The sequence below is a fragment of the uncultured Aquimarina sp. genome (genome assembly GCF_947495315.1).
Classification (GTDB): Bacteria; Bacteroidota; Bacteroidia; order Flavobacteriales; family Flavobacteriaceae; genus Aquimarina.
In genome coordinates this window covers 14185-34830 of sequence record NZ_CANLYD010000010.1, presented here as the reverse complement: position 1 = coordinate 34830, position 20646 = coordinate 14185, and the positions used below count along the sequence as shown (strand labels likewise).

The 20646-nt window shown below is 33.1% G+C and carries 24 protein-coding genes; all 24 read left to right on the top strand.

All coding sequences use genetic code 11. The features are described 5' to 3' along the window. Positions 1-94: 94 nt before the first annotated feature. The 24 genes from Q0910_RS17160 (at position 95) to Q0910_RS17045 (ending at position 20609) form a co-directional block, all read left to right on the top strand. Positions 95-1234, top strand: a complete 1140-nt coding sequence (locus Q0910_RS17160) for a WG repeat-containing protein (protein ID WP_299219058.1) — start codon at positions 95-97, stop codon at positions 1232-1234. A 137-nt stretch (positions 1235-1371) separates the two neighbouring features. Further along, complete coding sequence (fabG, locus tag Q0910_RS17155; protein ID WP_299219056.1) at positions 1372-2103, top strand: 3-oxoacyl-ACP reductase FabG; 732 nt, start codon at positions 1372-1374, stop codon at positions 2101-2103. Positions 2104-2109: 6 nt separating this feature from the next. Then, positions 2110-3327 (top strand): beta-ketoacyl-[acyl-carrier-protein] synthase family protein, encoded by a 1218-nt coding sequence (locus tag Q0910_RS17150; RefSeq protein ID WP_299219054.1) that lies wholly within the window; start codon positions 2110-2112, stop codon positions 3325-3327. Between the two features lie 26 nt (positions 3328-3353). After that, positions 3354-3599 carry a phosphopantetheine-binding protein gene (locus Q0910_RS17145; protein WP_299219365.1) on the top strand — a complete coding sequence of 82 codons (246 nt, stop codon included), beginning with the start codon at positions 3354-3356 and terminating at the stop codon, positions 3597-3599. An 8-nt stretch (positions 3600-3607) separates the two neighbouring features. Then, positions 3608-4498, top strand: a complete 891-nt coding sequence (locus Q0910_RS17140; protein WP_299219052.1) for a lipid A biosynthesis acyltransferase — start codon at positions 3608-3610, stop codon at positions 4496-4498. Between the two features lie 3 nt (positions 4499-4501). Beyond that, positions 4502-5425 (top strand): dialkylrecorsinol condensing enzyme DarA, encoded by a 924-nt coding sequence (locus Q0910_RS17135; RefSeq protein ID WP_299219050.1) that lies wholly within the window; start codon positions 4502-4504, stop codon positions 5423-5425. Between the two features lie 13 nt (positions 5426-5438). Next, positions 5439-6575 (top strand): beta-ketoacyl-ACP synthase III, encoded by a 1137-nt coding sequence (locus Q0910_RS17130; RefSeq protein WP_299219048.1) that lies wholly within the window; start codon positions 5439-5441, stop codon positions 6573-6575. Further along, the gene (locus Q0910_RS17125; RefSeq protein WP_299219046.1) at positions 6575-7030 is read left to right on the top strand and encodes a hypothetical protein; all 456 of its coding nucleotides are present in this window, start codon (positions 6575-6577) and stop codon (positions 7028-7030) included. Before Q0910_RS17130 ends, Q0910_RS17125 begins: the two co-directional genes overlap by 1 nt. A gap of 37 nt (positions 7031-7067) precedes the next feature. After that, positions 7068-7469: a hypothetical protein gene (locus Q0910_RS17120; protein ID WP_299219043.1), complete on the top strand. Its 402-nt coding sequence runs from the start codon at positions 7068-7070 to the stop codon at positions 7467-7469. Next, positions 7466-8464, top strand: a complete 999-nt coding sequence (locus Q0910_RS17115) for a BtrH N-terminal domain-containing protein (RefSeq protein ID WP_299219041.1) — start codon at positions 7466-7468, stop codon at positions 8462-8464. Before Q0910_RS17120 ends, Q0910_RS17115 begins: the two co-directional genes overlap by 4 nt. Before the next feature lie 7 nt (positions 8465-8471). Continuing rightward, positions 8472-9230: an ABC transporter ATP-binding protein gene (locus Q0910_RS17110; RefSeq protein WP_299219039.1), complete on the top strand. Its 759-nt coding sequence runs from the start codon at positions 8472-8474 to the stop codon at positions 9228-9230. Continuing rightward, complete coding sequence (locus tag Q0910_RS17105; protein ID WP_299219037.1) at positions 9223-10512, top strand: ABC transporter permease; 1290 nt, start codon at positions 9223-9225, stop codon at positions 10510-10512. The genes Q0910_RS17110 and Q0910_RS17105 overlap by 8 nt, the downstream gene beginning before the upstream one ends. After that, positions 10490-10936, top strand: coding sequence for a thioesterase family protein (locus Q0910_RS17100; protein WP_299219035.1), 447 nt, complete (start codon positions 10490-10492; stop codon positions 10934-10936). Before Q0910_RS17105 ends, Q0910_RS17100 begins: the two co-directional genes overlap by 23 nt. Continuing rightward, positions 10933-12072 (top strand): beta-ketoacyl synthase N-terminal-like domain-containing protein, encoded by a 1140-nt coding sequence (locus Q0910_RS17095; RefSeq protein ID WP_299219034.1) that lies wholly within the window; start codon positions 10933-10935, stop codon positions 12070-12072. The genes Q0910_RS17100 and Q0910_RS17095 overlap by 4 nt, the downstream gene beginning before the upstream one ends. Next, positions 12069-12683, top strand: coding sequence for a hypothetical protein (locus Q0910_RS17090; protein WP_366142675.1), 615 nt, complete (start codon positions 12069-12071; stop codon positions 12681-12683). The genes Q0910_RS17095 and Q0910_RS17090 overlap by 4 nt, the downstream gene beginning before the upstream one ends. A 2-nt stretch (positions 12684-12685) precedes the next feature. Beyond that, positions 12686-12943 carry a phosphopantetheine-binding protein gene (locus tag Q0910_RS17085; RefSeq protein ID WP_299219033.1) on the top strand — a complete coding sequence of 86 codons (258 nt, stop codon included), beginning with the start codon at positions 12686-12688 and terminating at the stop codon, positions 12941-12943. Position 12944: 1 nt separating this feature from the next. Beyond that, on the top strand, positions 12945-14141 hold the full coding sequence (locus Q0910_RS17080; protein WP_299219032.1) for a beta-ketoacyl-[acyl-carrier-protein] synthase family protein: 1197 nt from the start codon (positions 12945-12947) through the stop codon (positions 14139-14141). After that, positions 14141-15202, top strand: coding sequence for a beta-ketoacyl synthase N-terminal-like domain-containing protein (locus Q0910_RS17075; protein WP_299219031.1), 1062 nt, complete (start codon positions 14141-14143; stop codon positions 15200-15202). The genes Q0910_RS17080 and Q0910_RS17075 overlap by 1 nt, the downstream gene beginning before the upstream one ends. After that, positions 15196-15969 (top strand): polysaccharide deacetylase family protein, encoded by a 774-nt coding sequence (locus tag Q0910_RS17070; protein WP_299219030.1) that lies wholly within the window; start codon positions 15196-15198, stop codon positions 15967-15969. Before Q0910_RS17075 ends, Q0910_RS17070 begins: the two co-directional genes overlap by 7 nt. Further along, positions 15962-16591: an outer membrane lipoprotein carrier protein LolA gene (locus Q0910_RS17065; protein WP_299219029.1), complete on the top strand. Its 630-nt coding sequence runs from the start codon at positions 15962-15964 to the stop codon at positions 16589-16591. The genes Q0910_RS17070 and Q0910_RS17065 overlap by 8 nt, the downstream gene beginning before the upstream one ends. Beyond that, positions 16572-17195 (top strand): hypothetical protein, encoded by a 624-nt coding sequence (locus tag Q0910_RS17060; RefSeq protein WP_299219028.1) that lies wholly within the window; start codon positions 16572-16574, stop codon positions 17193-17195. Before Q0910_RS17065 ends, Q0910_RS17060 begins: the two co-directional genes overlap by 20 nt. A 1-nt stretch (position 17196) precedes the next feature. Continuing rightward, entirely contained in the window at positions 17197-17562 is a 366-nt protein-coding gene (locus Q0910_RS17055) for a 3-hydroxyacyl-ACP dehydratase (protein ID WP_299219027.1), read from the top strand. A 9-nt stretch (positions 17563-17571) separates the two neighbouring features. Beyond that, positions 17572-18042 (top strand): hypothetical protein, encoded by a 471-nt coding sequence (locus tag Q0910_RS17050; protein ID WP_299219026.1) that lies wholly within the window; start codon positions 17572-17574, stop codon positions 18040-18042. 74 nt (positions 18043-18116) lie between these two features. Further along, on the top strand, positions 18117-20609 hold the full coding sequence (locus Q0910_RS17045) for a T9SS type A sorting domain-containing protein (RefSeq protein WP_299219024.1): 2493 nt from the start codon (positions 18117-18119) through the stop codon (positions 20607-20609). Positions 20610-20646: the final 37 nt, after the last annotated feature.

The window sequence follows — 20646 nt, the reverse complement described above, 5'->3', positions numbered from 1 at the left end:
GAATTAAGATTTAGCTTATAAACCATATAAAATTATGCATGTTTACTTATGTTTAATTTTAGGCACTAAAAAATAAACCTTAAATATAAATATGATGAAAAAAGCACTTTTAATTACACTAGCATTAGTATTTGGTTTACAAACCGCATTTTCTCAAGAACTTGCAAAAGTAAGAGAAGACGGGAAATTTGGGTATATTGATAAAAAAGCAGAGTTTGTTATTACGCCAAAATATAAGAAGGCAAATAATTTTGCAGACGGTGTAGCATTAGTTTTGGATGGTAAAAAATGGGGATACATAAATCCAGATGGTACTTGGCTTCTAGAGCCTCAATTTAGCAAAGCTAAAGATTTTAATAGCGGAGTTGCTATGGTTCTAAAAGATAAAAAATGGATCTACATAGATAAGCAAGGCAAAGAGTTGTCTTATTCCAATGCCGAAAAATTATACCCCTTTAAAGATGGTGTAGCTTTTGTGAGAGAGGGTAAAATGGTTGGTTTGATGAATGCAAAAGGAGAAATTATTGTAAAACCTGCTTATAAGATTATTAAAGGATTTCGAAATGGGTATGCTAGATTTGCAAATCTAGCTGGTCAATGGGGTATTATAGATAATAAAGGGAATATTGTTATAAAACCAGAATATACTTCAATTGGTAATTATGTAAACGGAGTGGCTCGTGCTGAAAAAGGAGAAGAAGTTTTTGGTATGGCGACGGCTAATTCTTTTAATAAAGTTGATGGGGCTACTAAACTTTGGGATTTTAGAGATGGAGGGAAGTATACGATTGCACGTAAAAATGAAAAAATAGGATTTATCGATAAAGAAGGTAAATGGGCGATAGAACCTCAGTTTGTAAAGGCAAAAACTTTTGAAAATGGATATGCTGGTGTTTTTGATGGTAACAAATGGGGGTATATTGATACTAATGGTAAAGTGGTTGTTGAAAATAAGTATGGTGATGTTGATTATTTTGCTGCTAATGGACTAGCTCCAGTAAAAATTGAAGAGTGGGGATTTGTAAACACAAAAGGAGAATTAGTTATTGATGCTAAGTACGGAATCACAGCAGGTAGTTTCGGGTTTTTATCAGGAAGAGTAGCTGAAAAAGGATTTGTAGATGGTTTGGCACGTGTGAAATATAATAAGAAATGGGGATTTTTAAAACCAAATGGACAGTTATTGGGAGATAAGTGGTTTGAAAACGCAGAGCCTTTTGTGAAAATTAAATAGACATTTTTTTTCAAATATCATTAGACGATTGTTAAAATTGTTAGGAATCTTTTAATATTGTTAATTAAATCTTAATTTGGAATAATTGTTGCTTTTCTGAACCAATAATTATTTTGACCTTAAAACCAAAATTGTAAATGAAATACGCCCTTGTTACTGGTGGATCTAGAGGAATAGGAAGAGCAATAGCTGTAAAATTAGCAAAAGAGCTAGACTATCCTGTTTTGATTAATTATCAATCTAATGATACTGCTGCCAATGAAACAAAAAAGTTAATAGAAAATGAAGGTGGTCAGTGTACGTTGCTAAAATTTAATGTAGCGGACGTAGAAAACACACATCAAGTACTAGATAGTTGGATTGCAGATAATCCGGATGCAACTATAGAAGTGATTGTTAACAACGCAGGTATAACCAGAGATGGTTTATTCATGTGGATGAAACCAGAAGATTGGCATGATGTTTTGAATATTAGTTTAAACGGTTTTTATAATGTAACAAACCATCTTATTCAGAAAATGCTAACGAACCGTTATGGTCGTATTGTAAATGTTGTTTCCGTTTCCGGAGTAAAGGGAACTGCTGGTCAAGTTAATTATTCTGCAGCAAAAGGAGCACTTGTAGCGGCTACAAAGGCATTAGCTCAAGAGGTGGCAAAACGTAAAATTACAGTAAATGCGGTTGCACCGGGTTTTATAAAAACGGATATGACTGTGGAGATGGATGAGAAAGAATTGAAGCGCATGATTCCTGTAAATCGTTTCGGAGAAGCAGAAGAGGTAGCCGATTTGGTAACTTTTTTGGCATCCAAAAAAGCGTCATATATAACAGGAGAAGTCGTTAATATTAATGGGGGAATTTATTCATAAGAGATTATGCGAAGAGTAGTTATTACTGGAATGGGGATTTATTCTTGTATTGGTACGAATGTTGATGAAGTGAAAGAGTCATTGTATCAAGGAAAATCCGGTATCGTTTTCGAGCCATCTCGTAAAGAGTTTGGGTATCGATCTGCGTTAACCGGAACAGTACCAAAGCCAAATTTAAAAAAACAGTTAAGTAGAAGACAACGTGTTAGCTTTGGTTCAGAATCTGAATATGCATACATAGCAACAAAACAAGCGTTTGATCAAGCTGGTATTGATGAGGAATTTTTGGAAAAAGAAGAAATTGGCATTCTGTTTGGTAATGATAGTACCGCAGAATCAGTGATGGAAGCAATTGATAAAATTAGAGTTAAGAAAGATACTACTTTGGTAGGGTCTGGTGGGGTTTTTAAATCCATGAACTCTACGGTAACAATGAATCTTTCTACCGTGTTTAAATTAAAAGGAGTTAATTTTACAATTAGCGCAGCTTGTGCAAGTGGGTCTCATTCTATTGGAATGGGATATCTACTGATAAAACAAGGATTACAAGATTATGTGCTATGCGGTGGAGCTCAGGAAATTAATGATTATGCATTTGGTAGCTTTGATGGATTAGGAGTTTTTTCTATAAATGAAGATAATCCTATGGAAGCATCAAGACCTTTTGATAGTAAAAGAGACGGATTAGTACCAAGTGGCGGTGGTGCAGCTTTATTTCTGGAATCCTATGAAAGTGCTGTAAAAAGAGGAGCGACCATCTTAGGAGAAGTTGCTGGTTATGGTTTTTCTTCTAACGGAGATCATATTTCAACACCTAATCAAGAAGGGCCGGCTAGAGCTATGAAGCGAGCTGTAGACCAGGCTAATATTAAGCCAGAAGATGTTGATTATGTAAATGCACATGCAACTTCAACTCCAATTGGAGATGCAAATGAAGCAAAAGCAATACATGAAGTTTTTGGTGAATCAAAACCATATGTTAGTTCCACAAAATCAATGACCGGTCATGAATGTTGGATGGCGGGAGCTAGTGAAATAGTGTATTCATTAATAATGCTGAATAATTCATTTATAGCACCTAATATTAATTTAGAATCTCCGGATGAAGATTCGACAAAGTTAAATTTGGTAAAAGAAACGGTGGATAAAAAAATTGATGTATTTTTGTCGAATTCATTTGGGTTTGGGGGCACAAATTCTGCAATCGTCATAAAAAAGGTTTAGAATAGAAAAAAATTACTAGAAAGATGATGGAAACAAGTGTAATTGTCGAAAAAGTTGATGACTTTTTGATAGAGGAATTCGAGGTTGAAGCGGATGATATTGCTCCTGATGCAAACCTTAAAGAAACGTTAGATTTAGATAGTTTGGACTATGTGGATCTTGTAGTGGCTATTGAAGCTACTTTTGGAGTTAAGCTGGTAGGAGATGATTTTGTCGGTGTCGAAAGCTTCAAAGATTTTTATGATTTGATAGAACGCAAAGTCAATATTTAAGATACATAATGACCCAATGGGAAGGTAAGGCTAAAGGAACACCTTTAGGATATAAAATATTCATATTCTTTATAAAGAATTTAGGTCTTAATGCCGCTTATTCTATTTTGGTATTTGTAGCTGCTTACTATTTGGTGTTCTCTTATACTACAACCAAAGCAAGTTATTATTTCTACAATAAAAGGTTAAAACAGTCTTTCTTTAAATCCATATTAAGCGTTTATAAAAATTATTTTGTTTTTGGACAAACACTTATAGATCGGACTGCTATTTCTTTTGGATTAAAGAAAAAGTTTACGTTTGCTTATGATGGTAAAGAAAAAATACAAGAACTTTTGGGAAAAAGGACGGGAGGTATTGTGTTTAGTGGACATGTGGGTAGCTTTAATATTGCTCGTTATTTTTTTGATGAATTTGATATGACCAATACCGGAGTTAATCTGATGGTTACCGATCAGGAAAATGAGCAAATTAAGCAGTATGTCGGAGCGGTGTCGACCGATACTACAATGAAATTTATTGTAATTAAGGAAGATATGTCTCATATTTTTCAGATGAACGATGTTTTAGCTAATGGAGAAGTGATTATTTTTGCCGCAGATCGATATGTTGAAGGAATCCAGTATCTTGAACATGAGTTTTTAGGAAAGTCAGTGAAATTTCCATCAGGACCATATAAATTAGCAGCCAGAAAGAAAAAACCTATTCTTTTTATGTATATTATGAAAGGATCGGGCAAGCAATATAATTTGTATGCGCGTGAGCCCGAATTTTCAGAATCATCAATCAAACCTAGCCATGTATTAAAAGAGTATGTCAGAAATACTGAGATTATGGTTAAAAAGTATCCCTTGCAATGGTTTAACTACTATGATTATTGGGATGATCTTAAACCCTAACATATGAAGAGTGTACTGGTATTGTATTATAGCCAAAGTGGTCAATTAGGTGATATATTAACAAATCTCGTTAGACCGCTACAGCTAGAGGAAAATTGCTCTGTTACAGTACATAAAATTTGTCCAGAAGAACCTTATCAATTTCCGTGGGATAAGAAAGATTTTCTACAGGTGTTTCCTGAGTCTTATTTGCAGATACCAAAGCCTAACAAGCCGATTCCTGATTCTATAAAAAATAAAAAGTATGATTTGATCATATTTGGCTATACTGTTTGGTATCTTTCACCATCAATTCCAATTAATTCTTTTCTGAAAGGAGATGATGCAAAAGTGTTGCTGAAAGATACTCCGGTTATAACCATTAATGGTTCTAGGAATATGTGGATTCTAGCCCAGGAAAAGGTCAAAAGATTGTTGGTAGATTGTAAAACCGAATTGGTCGGGAATATAGCATTTGTAGATCGTCATTGGAATCATATAAGTGTGATTACTATTGTACATTGGATGATGGGGGGAAAGAAAACCAAATATTTGGGTGTTTTTCCAAAACCAGGTGTATCGGATAAGGATATAAAAGAAGCTGGAAAATTTGGGTTAATTATAAAAAAATATCTTTTTCAAGAAAATTTTGAACCATTACAAGAAGAGTTGGTAAAAGATGGAGCAGTTCGGATAAAACCTTTCTTAATTAGATCAGATAAATCTGGAAATCATATCTTTAGTAAGTGGTCAGCGCAAATATATAAGATAGGGCTAAAATCACCAAAAAGAAGGGCGAAATGGCTAAACTTTTTTGAGTATTATCTCCAATTTGCTATTTGGGTTTTTGTACCAATAGTTTTTATTATATTTTTGTTGACTTATTTGCCTTTTTATGTACGCATAAAAAAAGACATCAAATATTATCAATCAACAAGATTACGATAAGTAATCACTATTTATGAAAAACGTTTACATAACAAAAACAGGGCATTTCTTGCCGAATGATCCGGTCTCGAATGATGAAATGGAAAAGAGATTAGGGATGATTGATGATCAGCCTTCACGAGCGAGAAGAATTGTTTTAAGAAACAATGGTATTAAAGAAAGATACTATGCCGTGGATAATAATGGAAATATAACTCATAATAATGCTCAGCTTACTAGAGAAGCAATTAAGAGTCTATGTGATTCTGATTTTTCTGAAAGCGGAATAGAATTACTTTCTTGTGGAACATCAACTCCTGATAATTTATTGCCTTCTCATGCTTCTATGGTACATGGGTTGTTAGATACAAAAGGTAGTATTGAGTTAAATACTGCTTCTGGTGTTTGTTGTTCAGGAATGAGTGCGTTAAAATATGGATTTTTATCTGTTAGGTCTGAAAGTACTAAAAATGCTGTTTGTACCGGCACAGAAAGAGTTTCTACTTGGATGCAATCTAGAAAGTTTGATAAAGAGGTAGAGAGTTTAAAGTCTTTAGAAGAACAACCAATTATTGGCTTTAAAAAAGATTTTCTGCGTTGGATGTTGTCTGATGGTGGAGGTGCATTTTTGTTAGAAAGTGAACCTAAAGGAAAAAATCCATTACGTATTGATTGGATGCAGGCTTATTCATTTGCACATGAACTGGAAGCTTGTATGTATGCTGGAGGAGATAAAAAAGAAGATGGAAGCCTTAAGCCTTGGAGTGAATATGAACCCGAGGAATGGTTGTCAGAATCTGTTTTTTCGCTAAAACAAGATGTGAAAGTTTTAGGTAAACATATTATTCAAAAAGGGGTTTCTAGTCTCAAGGACGCTATTTCTAAGAATAATTTTGATATAAACGAAGTAGATTATTTCTTACCGCATTTATCTTCATTTTATTTTGAAAACAAATTATATGATGAATTAGAAAACCAAAATGTTAGTATACCTAAAAATAAATGGTTTACTAACTTAGCTAATGTAGGTAATGTTGGTTCTGCGTCTATCTATTTAATGATTAACGAACTTAAAAATTCCGGGAAATTAAAATTTGGAGATAAAATTTTAGTAATTGTTCCTGAGAGTGGTAGATTTTCATATTTTCATATTTTGTTTACTGTGTGCTAATGAATAATCAATTAGAAAATAAAATAATGGATAAAGATTTCATCAAGAAATTGATCCCACAAAAGGATCCATTTGTGATGATTGATAAGTTATTGTATTTTGATAATGAAAAGGTTATTTCCGGTTTAAAAGTAACATCGGATAATATATTGACTTCTGATGAATATTTTACAGAAGGAGGTCTTATCGAAAATATGGCACAAAGTATCGCATTGCATAGAGGATATAGAGGATATGTAAATCGTGGAAAAGACGAAAAACCTAAAACTGGTTTTATTGGATCTATAAAACATGCCACAATTCATTCACTACCTAAAGTAGGGACGGAATTAATAACTACTGTAGAGATTATTGCCGAAATTATGCAGGTTTCATTAGTAGAAATTCGTATTAATGATTCAGAAGGAGGTTTAATTGCTTCGTCAGAGATGAAAACTATCATAGTAGATTCTTAGTTATATAAAAATCTTTAAATTTTAATTCTTTGATTGTATGAAGAAAGAAGAAGTTCCTCAGGATGAAAGTAGTCTTTCCAAAGCAAATATAAAAGAGATAGTATATGCTGTTGATAAAGACGGAAAGTATGGAAAAGCACTCAGTTCTGGTTGGGAGGCAAAAACGATCGCACTAAATAAGTCTTTAGAATTAATAGAAGAACAACTTCAGGAAACCATCCATAAAATAAAACAAGGAGAGCTTAGCCCTATCGCATATTATATGGAGTTACAGCGAATGGATGTTGTGGTTTTATCTGGATATGTTGGTTTTTGGCAATGGAAAGTAAAAAGACATTTAAAAGCCAAAACATTTAAAAAACTAAGTAAAAAGACATTAAAGAAATATGCTGAAACTTTCGAGGTCTCTTTAGAAGAACTTAAAAATCCAAAGATTTGAAAATAAACTTTGAACACAACCAATCTGCCCATTGCGAAAATGGAGTGGTTTCTAATTTATTGAATTATAATGGACTCAAGGTAAGTGAACCAATGGTTTTTGGTATCGCCTCTGGAGTTTTCTTTATATATATACCTTTTATAAAGGTTAATTTTGCACCCGCATTTAGTTTTAGACCTGTTCCTGGATTTATCTTTTCTAGGGTAAGTAAGAGACTGGGGTTTAAAATTAAAAGGTATAAGTATAAATCTACAGAAAAAGCACAGCAAGCACTTGATGCTGAGTTGGCCAAAAATAATCCGGTAGGACTACAAGTAGGAGTGTATAACTTAACGTATTTTCCTGATGAGTATCGTTTTCACTTTAATGCGCATAACCTGGTTGTTTATGGAAAAGTAGGAGATGATTATTTAATCAGTGATCCTGTAATGCCAGAAGTGACTACCTTATCTTCTAAAGAATTAGAAAAAGTACGTTTTGCTAAAGGACCATTCGCGCCTAATGGACATATTTATTATCCCACGCAATTGCCCAGTAATATAGATCTTAAAAAAGCAATTACCAAGGGAATTAAACAGGCATATAGACATATGCTAGCTCCAGTTCCAGTAGTTGGGTATAGAGGGATTAGGTACGTTGCTAAGCAAATTCGTAAATGGCCTGATAAGATTGGAGTAAAAAAGACAAATCATTATTTAGGGCAATTAGTTCGTATGCAAGAAGAGATAGGAACTGGTGGCGGAGGTTTTCGATTTATTTTTGCTGCGTTTTTACAAGAAGCTTCCGTAATTATGGAAAATCCTAGGCTTGCCGAACTTTCGAAAGAAATGACTGTAATTGGTGATCAATGGAGAGATTTTGCTATTGATGCTTCCAGGTTATATAAGAATAGAAGTAGAGAAACTGATGCATATAATAAAATTGCAGATAAGTTAGATGCGATTGCTCTGGCAGAGAGAGCTTTCTTTTTAGATCTTAAGAAAGCAATTAAATAGTTTTAAGATGGATGTTACTCCTCTGATTCAGATAAAAAATATCTCTAAACAGTATAAAGGTGCTACTTTTCTTTCTTTAGATGCTGTAAATTTAGAAATTAACAGAGGTGAGATATATGGTCTTTTAGGACCTAATGGAGCAGGCAAAACTACATTAATATCTATTTTGTGTGGTTTGATTAAGCCAACTTCCGGAGAAGTATTGATTTCTGGTAAGAGCTTTGCGATACAAGCTAAAGAAATTAGGAAAACAATTGGCGTGGTGCCTCAGGAGTATGCGTTGTATCCAAAATTAACCGCAAAAGAGAATTTACTGTATTTCGGGAGTATGTTCGGAATGAAAAAAACCGAATTAACACCAATTGTTTTATCACATTTGGATCAATTAGGATTACTATCTTTTGCAGATAAAAAAATTAAAACATTTTCTGGAGGAATGAAAAGAAGAGTAAATCTTATTGCGGGAATACTTCATAATCCAGAATTATTATTTTTAGATGAACCAACTGTGGGAGTGGATGTTCAGTCAAAACAGGCAATTACATCAAAGCTCCAAGAGTTAAATAAAGCAGGCACAACTATAATCTATACGTCTCATCATCTTAGAGAAGCACAAGATTTGTGTTCTTTAGTAGGAATAATTGATTCAGGAAAAATTATTGCAGAAAACACACCGTCCAAATTGATCTCTGATACCAAGGACGCAAGAAACTTAGAAGATGTTTTTATAGAACTTACAGGAAGAGAACTTCGTGATTATGCATAGATTTTTAGCTTCCATAAAAAAAGAGTTTTTATTGCTTCTAAGGGATCCTGGAGGGTTAATTATATTGTTTGTAATGCCAATTATTTTGGTAGTTGCAATTACATTGATTCAGGATGCTACTTTTAAATCGATTTCAAGCAACTCCATCGAAATTTTATTAGTAGATAAAGATAACGGGAAGTTATCAAGTGAAATTCAAAAGAGCTTTTCTGAAATAGAGTTTTTAGAACCGATTTCAGAAATAGATAATATTCCCTTAACAGAAGAAAAAGCGAAGCTTTTAGTTGCTTCTGGCGACTACCAGTTGGCAGTTGTGATTCCTGAAGGATTGAGTGATGGACTTCAGAAACAAATAGATAAAAACATAACTAAAATTCTTGAAGAGTTTGAAGGTGCAGTGGATTCTGTAAAAGTAGAAGACGTTCAAGAAAAACTATCTAGTAAGGTTGTAAAGCTGTATTTTGATCCGATAACACAGGAAACTTTTAGAAGTTCCGTGATATTTGCAGTGGATAAATTGGTGGCGAGTATTGAGACTAAATCGATTTACGAAGCTTTCGAAAAAGAATTAGGAGCATCAGAAAGCCTTAAGTCTTTTAATCGAGATAATTTTGTAAAATATGAACAGATAAACCCTTCGTTATCTGGAGAATCAATTCTTCCTAACTCGGTACAGCATAACATACCTGCTTGGACGTTGTTTGCGATTTTCTTTATGATTTTACCATTATCATTAAATCTTGTACACGAAAAAGGACAAGGAACATTTGTTCGTTTACAAACAACACCAATCAATTATTCAACAATTATAGCAGGTAAAGCATTTTTGTTCCTATTAGTAAGTTTATTACAGTTTACCTTGATTTTACTTTTAGGGATTTATGTGTTTCCGAAATTGGGGTTACCTATTTTGGATTTGGGAGATAATTTAGGATTATTATACCTTGTAGCCTTATCTTCCGGATTAGGAGCTATTGGCTTAGGGATTTTGTTAGGAACTGTTTTTAGTTCGCATGAACAAGCAGCTCCTTTTGGAGCTGTATTAGTTGTTTTATTAGCCGCAATTGGAGGGGTTTGGGTTCCTGTATTTGCAATGCCTGATACGATGCAGCTCATAGCTAAAATTTCTCCTATGAACTGGGGATTAGAGGCTTTTTATGATTGTTTTTTAAGAAAAGGCAGTTTGATAGACATTCTTCCAGAAATTGGTTTGCTAATTGGGTTTTTTATTAGTACTATCGTAATCGCTATACTATACTATGAAAAGAAAAAGGCGGTCTAAAGAAGTTATAACCGATATCAAACATGTTCATGAGGTGAGAGTCAGATTTAATGATTGTGATCCTTTGAGTATTGTTTGGCACGGAATATATATAACCTATTTCGAAGAAGGAAGAGAAGCCTTTGGTCGAAGCCATGGAATTTCTTATCTTCATGTGAAAGATAATGATTACGTAACACCAATTGTTAATTCTAATTGTGATCATAAGTTACCACTTAAATATGGTGATATTGCGACAGTAGAAACAGTGTATGTAGATAGTCCTGCTGCAAAAATGATTTTTAGATATAATGTATATAATCAAAACAAAGAACTAGTTTGTGTGGGCGAAACAACGCAGGTATTCTTGGATATGGATGGTAATATGTCTCTTAATATTCCAGAGTTCTTTCTTGATTGGAAACGTAAAGTTGGATTACTATGAGAAAAATCTACTTAGTTGCGGATAATATAATTTCTCCTCTTGGATTTTCTACAGAAGAAAACATAAATAATCTTCGCTTAAATCAGACTGGAATCAAAAAAATTGAAGATGATTATATTTGGTCAGAACCATTTTTTGGCGCGGTGATTAATAATGATGAACTTTCTAAAGCTTGGAAAAAAATCTCAAATGATTCAGGGTATACTAAGTTAGAAAAGATGATGTTGTTATCTGTTTCTAAACTACTCGTAGAGAATCCTTCTTTAGATATTACTAAATGTGGAATTATTATTTCTACCACAAAGGGAAATATTAATAATTTGAGAGATGATTCTGATGAGAAAGTCTATCTGGCAAGTATTTCCAAAGCTGTTCAGCATTATTTTAAATCAGATCATACACCTGTTATCCTATCTAATGCCTGTATTTCTGGAGGATTAGCTCTGGCTGTTGGAAAGAGAATGATTCAGTCCGAACTTTTTGAAGATGTGGTGGTAATAGGAGGAGATTTACTCTCTGAATTTACGCTTTCTGGCTTCTTTTCTTTTCAGGCAGTAAGTCCTGCTCCCTGTAAACCGTTTTGTAAAAATAGGACAGGTATAAGTTTAGGAGAAGCAGCGGCAAGTGCATGGTTGAGTTCTAATAAGGAGAATGTAACAGATGAAGCCATTAGTATTGTTGGCGATGCCTCGGCAAATGATGCAAACCATATTTCTGGCCCTTCACGAACCGGAGAAGGTTTGTATATAAGCATCAAAAAAGCTTTAAAAGAAGCAGGTTTAGAGAGTAATCAGATTGATTATATTACTGCGCATGGTACAGCAACTCCGTATAATGACGAAATGGAAGCCATTGCTTTTAATAGAGCTGGAATGCAAAGCGTTCCTATCAATAGTCTAAAAGGATACTATGGACATACATTAGGCGCGTCTGCCTTAATCGAAAGTATCATAGCCAGACATTGTCTAATTAATAATGAGTTATTTGCTTCTTTAGGTTTTGAAGAATTAGGAGTTTCAGAATCAATTAATGTAATTGCCAAGAATGATAAAAAAGAATTAAAAAGGGTTCTGAAAACCGCATCTGGTTTTGGTGGATGTAATGTGGCACTGATTATTGAAAAAGAGGTATCGTGATTAAAGAAAAATATTACATATCAGATTTTTGTTCGATTCGAGATAACAAGGTCTTTAAAAATGGAGATCAATTATATATTGATTCAGAATCAGATAATCTGAAGGATTTTGCAAAAGGGGTCTATAAGTTTTTGGAATTAAAATACCCAAAATTTCACAAAATGGACGAGTTGTGTAAGCTGGGGTTTTTAGCTTCAGAAGTTTTATTAAAAGACAGAGAAAAAGTAGACCAAGATACCGCTCTGGTATTATCTAATAGATCATCAAGCCTTGATACGGATAGAAAGCATCAAGTAAGTATTCGTGATCGTGAAGATTTTTATCCATCTCCAGCAGTTTTTGTTTATACACTCCCTAATATTATTATGGGAGAGATAAGTATTAAGAATAAGATGAAAAGTGAGAATGCATTTTTTGTCACAGAAAGTTTTGATGCTGATTTTATGTCCAGATATTCTGAAATTTTAATGAATACCGGAAAAGCAAGTAATGTTATTTGTGGATGGGTAGATTTGGATAATGATAAATATGACGTATTTTTGGCTTTTCTTTCAAAAAAAGGTAAAAAAAAGCTAACAAAAGAAGAATTAAATAATTTATATAATCAATAGTTATGGCTGAATTAAGAGAAGAGCTAAAAGAGAAATTAATAGAACAATTAAGCCTTGAAGATGTAGAGGTAAGCGAAATAGGAGATAATGATCCTCTATTTGGTGACGGTTTAGGATTAGATTCTATTGATGCACTTGAACTAATTGTGTTATTAGAAAAAGACTATGGGATTAAGCTAAAAGATCCAAAAGAAGGCAAAGCTATATTTGAATCTATTAGCGTAATGGCCGATTATATTTCAAAACACCGTACAAAATAATATGAATAAAGGCATTGCCATTACTGGTATGGGAATAATATCTTCTATCGGAAACACCGTAGAAGAAAATCTTAATGCTTTAAAATCAGTATCTCCGGGAATTTCTAGAATCGAGATGTTGAAAACTCGCCATAGCGATCAAATCATGGTTGGTGAGATTAAAAAAACCAACAATGTCCTGGAAGAAGAACTAGGTTTGGAACCTTTACACAGTTTTTCTAGAACAGCTATGATTGGAACTATTGCGGCAAAAGAGGCATTGCAGGATGCTCAGATTTCGGATATAAATAAATATAGAACCGGCTTTATTTCAGGAACTAGTGTAGGTGGTATGGATACTACCGAAAAATATTATTTAGGGTATAATGAAATTGAAGATTATAGAAGATTCATTCAGGCACAACATGCTGGTTTTACTACACAATCTATTTCTAATTATTTAGGAATACATGGATATGTCTCTACTATAAGTACTGCTTGTTCTTCAGCAGCAAATGCAATAATGCTTGGAGCACGTATGATTCAAGCAGGTAAGATTGACAGAATGATTGTTGGAGGAACAGATGCATTGTCTAAGTTTACCATTAATGGTTTTGGTACTTTAATGATTTTGTCGGATTCAGAGTGTACTCCTTTTGATGATAACAGAAAAGGATTAAACCTCGGAGAAGCGGCAGCTTTTTTAGTTTTGGAGAGCGATGCTATAGTAGAAAAAGAAAATAAAAAAGTATTAGGTCGTGTTGCTGGTTGGGCAAATGCGAATGATGCTTTTCATCAAACTGCTTCATCATCAGATGGAGAAGGCGCGTACCTTGCCATGAATAAAGCATTGAAGGTTGCTAATATGACTGCTAAAGACATTGATTATGTAAATGCTCATGGAACTGCAACTCCTAATAATGATTTATCAGAAGGTGTGGCTATGACTAGAATTTTTGGAGAAGAAAACATACCTGTATTTAGTTCTACAAAGGCATTTACAGGACATACTCTAGCTGCAGCGGGTTCTGTAGAAGCGGTTTATTCGCTTTTATCGCTGAAGGAAAATCTGATTTTCCCAAATTTGAATTTCAAAACTAAAATGAAAGAGTTTTCGTTAGTCCCGCAAACCGAATTAGTGGCTAAAGAAGTGAAAACTATTTTATCCAATTCTTTCGGTTTTGGAGGCAATTGTTCCACTTTAATTTTTACAAAATAATGAGCGATTGTTTTATTAATGGTATTGCTAGCATTTCTGCACAACCTACAACGGATCCAGGTACGTTTTTAGAGGAATTAATTTCTTACAAGGAACCGATATTTAGATGTCATGATCCTAATTATAAAGATTATATAAAGCCAGCAGCTATGAGACGAATGTCTAAATCTGTAAAGATGGGAGTTACAACCGCATCTATGGCTTTAAAAGATTCTGGAGTAGAAATGCCTGATGCTATAATTACAGGCACAGGAATGGGCTGTAAACAAGATTCTGAGAAATTTTTGGAAAACATTCTTCATAATGATGAGCAGTTTTTAACACCAACACTATTTATTCAATCGACGCATAATACTGTTGGAGGTCAAGTAGCATTGGGATTAGGGTGTAAGGCGTATAATGTTACTTACGTTCAAGGAGCAGCTTCGTTTGAAACTTCTGTAATGGATGCTCAGTTAATGTTGTCAGAAGAATCCGGAAAAAATATTTTGGTTGGTGGTATTGATGAAATTGCTAAAAACTCTACTTTACTACATAAATTAGATGGTCAAATCAAGAATGATGATATTGACTTAATTGATTTATTGGACTCAAATACATTAGGTACAGTTGCTAGTGAAGGTGCTACATTTATGGTTTTAGGTGCAAAAACTGATAAAAGTTTGGCCAATATTGTTGATGTAGAAACTATAAGTGAGGCAACACCAAATGAAATAAAAGCAGATATCGAAAAATTTGTTTTTCGTCAAGGACTGTCTTTAGATGATATAGACGCTGTAGTTTTAGGTAATAATGGAGATGTAAAATACGATAATTACTATAAAAATTTACAATCTTCGATTTTTTCAAATATAGAACAATTGTGTTATAAGCACTTGATAGGTGACTATTATGTTGCTTCTAGTTTCGGTTTTTGGCTTGCTTGTAAAATTTTTGAAACTAATCAAATACCTTCTGTCTTAAAGGTTAATGATGTTACGGCAAAGAATCATAATAATGTACTTTTGTATAATCAATATCTTGGAAAAAATCATAGTATTGCGTTGTTGCAACGATGCTAATTAGGAAAACAGTCAATATTATATCCATAATTGCAGGTATTCTTATTGTTACCGCAATTAATTTCAATAAGCTTCCTTGGTGGAGTTTACTTGTACTGGGGCTTCTTTGGCTTCTAATTACCACTTACGGAGTTGCTAATATAAGATCAGGATACTTTCTTAAAAGTTTAAATAGTAATCCAAAGCTAACAAAGAAAAAAATAGCCATTACTTTTGATGACGGCCCAGATCTGAATACTTTAAAGATACTGGAAGTGTTGAATAAGTATAATGTTAGAGGGACTTTTTTTTGTATCGGAAAGCAAATCGAAAAACATCCTGATATACTTAAAAAAATTATTCAAGAAAATCATATAATTGGGAATCATACCTTTACCCACGATAAATTTATTGATATCTACAGTACGAATAAGTTTACTAATGAAATTAAGGAAACGGATACTATAATAGAAAAGTTTTCTAAAAAAAAGCCATTGCTTTTTAGGCCTCCATATGGAATTACCAATCCAAATATAGCTAGAGCTGTTAGAAATACGGGGCATTCAGTTATTGGATGGAATAAGCGGTCATTCGATACTACAATTCCTTCAGAAAAAGTAATACTTAAAAGAATTACAAAAAACCTAAAAGGAGGAGATATTATACTCCTTCATGATACAAAAATAATTACTGTAGCAGTATTGGAACAATTGTTGCTATTTTTGCAAAGGAATAATTTTACAACAGTTACTATAGATGAACTATTTTCGATACAAGCGTATGCTTAGATTTTTATTATTTGGTTGCCTCTTCATAAATTTTTCTTGGCTACAAGCTCAAGAAGTGGCACTTTCTACATTAGAAACAGATACTTTTAAGAATGCCGTGAGCACTAGTGCAAAACAGTCTAAAACAATTGTAAATGCATTTACACAAATAAAGCATATTGATTTTCTCTCTAATGATATAGAAAGTAGTGGGAATTTATATTTTAAATCACCAAATATTATCAAATGGTCTTACACAAAACCATATGAGTATAGCGTAATTTTTAAGGATAAGAAGCTGTTTATTAATGATGCAGGTAAAAAAAGTGATATTAATCTTGCTTCGAATAAAGTTTTTAAAAAACTGAATGATTTGATTGCCAAGAGCGTAAGTGGTGATATGCTAGATGATACTCAGTTTTCTATGAGTTTTTTTAAGAATGATGATCAATATATAGCAAAACTATCTCCAAAAGATCAGACCTTAAAAAATATGTTTAAGCAGATTGTTTTAAGCTTTGAATCAAAAAAATATTTAGTTTCCAGTGTTAAATTAATAGAACCTTCAGGAGATTATACACTTATAAAGTTTCAGAATACATCTGTAAATAAACCTATTCCTGATGCGATATTTACTCATTAGTATACTGATTGTGTCTGTTTTTGGTTGTAAAGTTGCAACTGTAGATAATTTCATGGAATCTGAAGTGGAAACAAATGATATGGTGAAAAATCCATATTTTTCAAACCTTGATATCGATTATGTATATAAAGCAGATATAGAAGTGTATGGTAATGAATTTAGTGGTATTCTTATTTTGAAAAAAATAACTCCATACAAGCATCGCATCGTTTTTACTTCACAATTTGGAAGTACTTTTTTTGATATAGAATTTGAGAAAGATGAATATAAAATTAATTCAATTGTAGATCAGCTTAATAGAAGAATTATTCTGAATACTTTAATCAGAGATTTTTCATTGTTAATCAAAGAAAAAGGAACGGTTGAGGAAAAGTATTACGATACTACTTATAATGTTCTTAAAAATGAAAGAGACAAACGCAGTAATTACTACTTTTACAATCAATCTAATCTGAGATTACATAAAATAATTCATGCGACTAAAAGAAAAGAAAAGTTCATGATACTTTTTAAGGATGTTTCTAAGGATTTGATAGCTAAAAACATACGTATTGATCATAAAAACATCAAACTAAATATAGAGTTAAACTTCCTAAAAAAATAATATGCTAATAGCTGATTTATATAAAATCAATGAAGATTCTGTAAAGGATGGTATACAAACTACGACTATATCTTTAAATCCTGAAAATGATATTTTTAAAGGCCATTTTCCTGGTAATCCGATAACTCCTGGTGTTTGTACATTACAGATTATTAAGGAGCTTACAGAAAACAGAAAAGGATGTTCTTTATTTATGAAAAAGGCTTCTAATGTAAAGTTTATGGCCGTGATTAATCCTGAAAAGACTCCGGATTTAGTTATTACCAATGATTTTACAGATAATGAAGAGGAAATTAAAGTAAAGAGTACTGTAAAATATGATGATACCATAGCATTAAAAGTTGTGATTACTTTTATTAAATTATAAATTAACGATATGAAGTTTTTTGTCTTATTTATTGGATTACTTATTGCAAATGCCACTACTGCTGATATTATGGAAGTAAGAAATTCATATAAATATGCAAAAGATTCCAAAGAGAATACTGAGAAATTTCATGAGTTAACGAAGAATATAGACTACAAAGGAAATTCCGTATTATCAGCGTATTATGGATGTGCACTGACGCTGAAGGCTTCGTTTTCTGAAAAAAGAGGAGATAAAATATCTTTTTTTAAACAAGGAAAGAAGTTAATTGAAGAAGCAATAGTATCTGATCCTAATAATATAGAACTAAGGATGATTAGATTAAGTGTGCAAACTAGCGCTCCTAGAATTACCAGATACTACAAGGATATAGATACAGATAAAAGCTTTCTGACAGAAAATATTGATAAAGTACCCTCTCCCAAATTAAAGAAATTTATCAAAGGTTTTATGTTGACGTCAAAGGCTTTTAAAAAATAATTGTTCAAAAAAAGTAGGGTTTTTTAAGCTTTTACTGTTTTAGTTATTATAGACTAATTCTAACTAACACATAAATGAGAAAAAATTTCCTTTTTTTTATAGCAATTTTAAGTTGTTATATAATAACGGCACAAGATTGGCGTAATTCACCTGCTAAAGATGACAGTAACTATTTTGAAGTAGTAAACAAAAAGCGACAGGAATATACTTCAATTAGCAAAAGTAGTGCTAGAGCAGATAGAAAAAAAATCAAACAATTTGAGCGTTGGGCCTATTTTTGGGAGAGCCGTATAAATGAAGATGGTTCTTTTCCAAGTCCTTTAATAGCGTATAATGAGTGGGATAAATATCTGCAAAATGTTTCAGTAGAAAAAAATGAAAATTTAGCAAGCTGGACTTTAATAGGTCCTAAGGTGATTCCTGAATCTGAGACTACTTTTTATGCAGGTATGGGAAGATTGAATGTCGTTACTTTTAATCCGGCAAATACAGATGAAATATGGGTAGGAGCACCAGGGGGTGGAATCTGGAGATCTGATGATTTCGGAAATACCTGGACGCCTAAAGGGGATAATATTCCTAATCTTGGTGTGTCAGATATCGTTTTTCACCCTACCAATAGTGATATCATGTATATGGCTACAGGAGACTATGATGGATTTCAAAACAATTCTATTGGAGTTTTAAAATCTACTGATCACGGAGAAACTTGGACGACAACCGGTTTAAATTATGAAGTTACGCAAACAAGATTAATAGCACATTTGCTTATAGATCCTAATAATCCAGATACCATTTTTGCAACTACAAATGGTGGGATTTATAAATCAACTGATGCTGGAACAACTTGGAGTTTAAAAACAACAGCTACAGGTTTTAATGATATAATGTATAAAGAAGGCTCGAGTACTATTTTGTTTGCAACTGGGGGTAGATCAACAACTTTTCATATTTCTACTGACAATGGAGAAAACTGGACTACTTCATCTACTGGTTTGATTAATAGAGGTCGTTTTGATATTACAACTACAGCAAGCGACCCAGAGTTTTTGGTTGGTATGAACAACGGTACAGTTTTTAGATCAACTGATGGAGGAGCTTCTTGGAATTCATTATTGATATCCACTCCATCTTCATTGAGCACACAAGGAGGTTATAACCAAACAATTTTAGTAGCACCAGATGATGCGGACCTAATTATTATAGGAGGAGTAGATGGATGGAGAAGTACTAATGGAGGAAGTACTTGGCAAAAATATCTTGATGGATATTGGGTGCCAGGAAATCCATTTTTTTATGTGCATTCGGATCATCACGATTTAGAATTTTTACCAGGAAGTAGTACTGAGGTTTTTTCGGCTAATGATGGTGGCTTGTTTGTAGGAAATATTAAGACTGATGATCCATGGCAAGATTTATCTTCTGGTCTATCAATAACACAATATTATAAAGTTGCAGGGACACCTCAGAATGCAGATTTTTTATTAGCTGGAGCACAGGATAATGATATTACCCAGTATAATGGTACAGAATGGATTAATAGGAATTATGGAAGTGATGGCGTAGAGGCTTTATGGAATTATAGTGATTCTAATATAGCTTGGACCTGTAGTCAAGCTGGATATGTAGAAAGAACTACAGATGGATGGGCAACACAAACTACAAGATTAAACACACCAAATGGAGCAAGATTTGTTTGGCCTTTGGAGATAGATCCTATAGATCCAAATACTATTTACGGCGGATTTGGTAATATTTATAGTTCATCTAATTCTGGAGGTATCTGGGATAATATGCGTTCACCAGGTGGAGCTCCTAGGGCAATTACAGTCGCTCCTTCAGACAATCAAGTTCTTTATGTAACTGATGGAAACGGTGTTTATACAACTGCCGACGGAGGTTCAAGTTGGGATACATTAACATTACCTGTAAACGGTCTTGTAACTAGCATTGCTGTCAATTCTACTAATCCGGCAGAAGTTTATATTTGCTATGGAAGATATAATGATGGAAATAGAGTTTTTAAATCTGATAATTCAGGAACTAGTTGGACTAACATATCTGGAACGTTACCTAACGTACCTATGCATAAAATTCTATATTTAACGGGAGGAAATGGAGATCTTTTCTTAGGATCAGATATTGGAGTTTTTCATAGGAATAACTCAGGTACAGATTGGGAAGTTTATGGTGAAGGACTACCTAATGTAATATCTAATGATTTAGAAGTACATTACGGAACAAGTAAATTAAGAGTAGCTACTTACGGACGTGGTATTTGGGAAATCCCTATAAACTCTTCTGTGTTAGGAATTGGAGAATTTGTAGATAGTAGTGTATTGACCGTATTTCCTAATCCAACTAATGGAAGATTTACTATAAAATTAGCCGATTTTGATAGTGAATCCGAAATTACGATATATAATATAATTGGTGGTGTAGTTAAAAGTTTTAAAACAGACAAAATAACTACTATTGTCGATTTATCATCATACAGTTCGGGAGTTTATCTAGTTGACATGAAAAATAACAACAAGAGAATAGTAAAAAGAATTATAGTGAAATAATTGAAACCATAATTTTTTAGACCGGTAAAGAATGTTT

What these genes read in the sequence shown, in the direction of transcription:
- Q0910_RS17160 (WP_299219058.1), top strand. Translation starts at nt 95, where the DNA reads ATGAAAAAAGCACTTTTAATTACACTAGCATTAGTATTTGGTTTACAA.
- fabG (WP_299219056.1), top strand. Translation starts at nt 1,372, where the DNA reads ATGAAATACGCCCTTGTTACTGGTGGATCTAGAGGAATAGGAAGAGCA.
- Q0910_RS17150 (WP_299219054.1), top strand. Translation starts at nt 2,110, where the DNA reads ATGCGAAGAGTAGTTATTACTGGAATGGGGATTTATTCTTGTATTGGT.
- Q0910_RS17145 (WP_299219365.1), top strand. Translation starts at nt 3,354, where the DNA reads ATGGAAACAAGTGTAATTGTCGAAAAAGTTGATGACTTTTTGATAGAG.
- Q0910_RS17140 (WP_299219052.1), top strand. Translation starts at nt 3,608, where the DNA reads ATGACCCAATGGGAAGGTAAGGCTAAAGGAACACCTTTAGGATATAAA.
- Q0910_RS17135 (WP_299219050.1), top strand. Translation starts at nt 4,502, where the DNA reads ATGAAGAGTGTACTGGTATTGTATTATAGCCAAAGTGGTCAATTAGGT.
- Q0910_RS17130 (WP_299219048.1), top strand. Translation starts at nt 5,439, where the DNA reads ATGAAAAACGTTTACATAACAAAAACAGGGCATTTCTTGCCGAATGAT.
- Q0910_RS17125 (WP_299219046.1), top strand. Translation starts at nt 6,575, where the DNA reads ATGAATAATCAATTAGAAAATAAAATAATGGATAAAGATTTCATCAAG.
- Q0910_RS17120 (WP_299219043.1), top strand. Translation starts at nt 7,068, where the DNA reads ATGAAGAAAGAAGAAGTTCCTCAGGATGAAAGTAGTCTTTCCAAAGCA.
- Q0910_RS17110 (WP_299219039.1), top strand. Translation starts at nt 8,472, where the DNA reads ATGGATGTTACTCCTCTGATTCAGATAAAAAATATCTCTAAACAGTAT.
- Q0910_RS17105 (WP_299219037.1), top strand. Translation starts at nt 9,223, where the DNA reads ATGCATAGATTTTTAGCTTCCATAAAAAAAGAGTTTTTATTGCTTCTA.
- Q0910_RS17100 (WP_299219035.1), top strand. Translation starts at nt 10,490, where the DNA reads ATGAAAAGAAAAAGGCGGTCTAAAGAAGTTATAACCGATATCAAACAT.
- Q0910_RS17095 (WP_299219034.1), top strand. Translation starts at nt 10,933, where the DNA reads ATGAGAAAAATCTACTTAGTTGCGGATAATATAATTTCTCCTCTTGGA.
- Q0910_RS17085 (WP_299219033.1), top strand. Translation starts at nt 12,686, where the DNA reads ATGGCTGAATTAAGAGAAGAGCTAAAAGAGAAATTAATAGAACAATTA.
- Q0910_RS17080 (WP_299219032.1), top strand. Translation starts at nt 12,945, where the DNA reads ATGAATAAAGGCATTGCCATTACTGGTATGGGAATAATATCTTCTATC.
- Q0910_RS17075 (WP_299219031.1), top strand. Translation starts at nt 14,141, where the DNA reads ATGAGCGATTGTTTTATTAATGGTATTGCTAGCATTTCTGCACAACCT.
- Q0910_RS17070 (WP_299219030.1), top strand. Translation starts at nt 15,196, where the DNA reads ATGCTAATTAGGAAAACAGTCAATATTATATCCATAATTGCAGGTATT.
- Q0910_RS17065 (WP_299219029.1), top strand. Translation starts at nt 15,962, where the DNA reads ATGCTTAGATTTTTATTATTTGGTTGCCTCTTCATAAATTTTTCTTGG.
- Q0910_RS17060 (WP_299219028.1), top strand. Translation starts at nt 16,572, where the DNA reads ATGCGATATTTACTCATTAGTATACTGATTGTGTCTGTTTTTGGTTGT.
- Q0910_RS17055 (WP_299219027.1), top strand. Translation starts at nt 17,197, where the DNA reads ATGCTAATAGCTGATTTATATAAAATCAATGAAGATTCTGTAAAGGAT.
- Q0910_RS17050 (WP_299219026.1), top strand. Translation starts at nt 17,572, where the DNA reads ATGAAGTTTTTTGTCTTATTTATTGGATTACTTATTGCAAATGCCACT.
- Q0910_RS17045 (WP_299219024.1), top strand. Translation starts at nt 18,117, where the DNA reads ATGAGAAAAAATTTCCTTTTTTTTATAGCAATTTTAAGTTGTTATATA.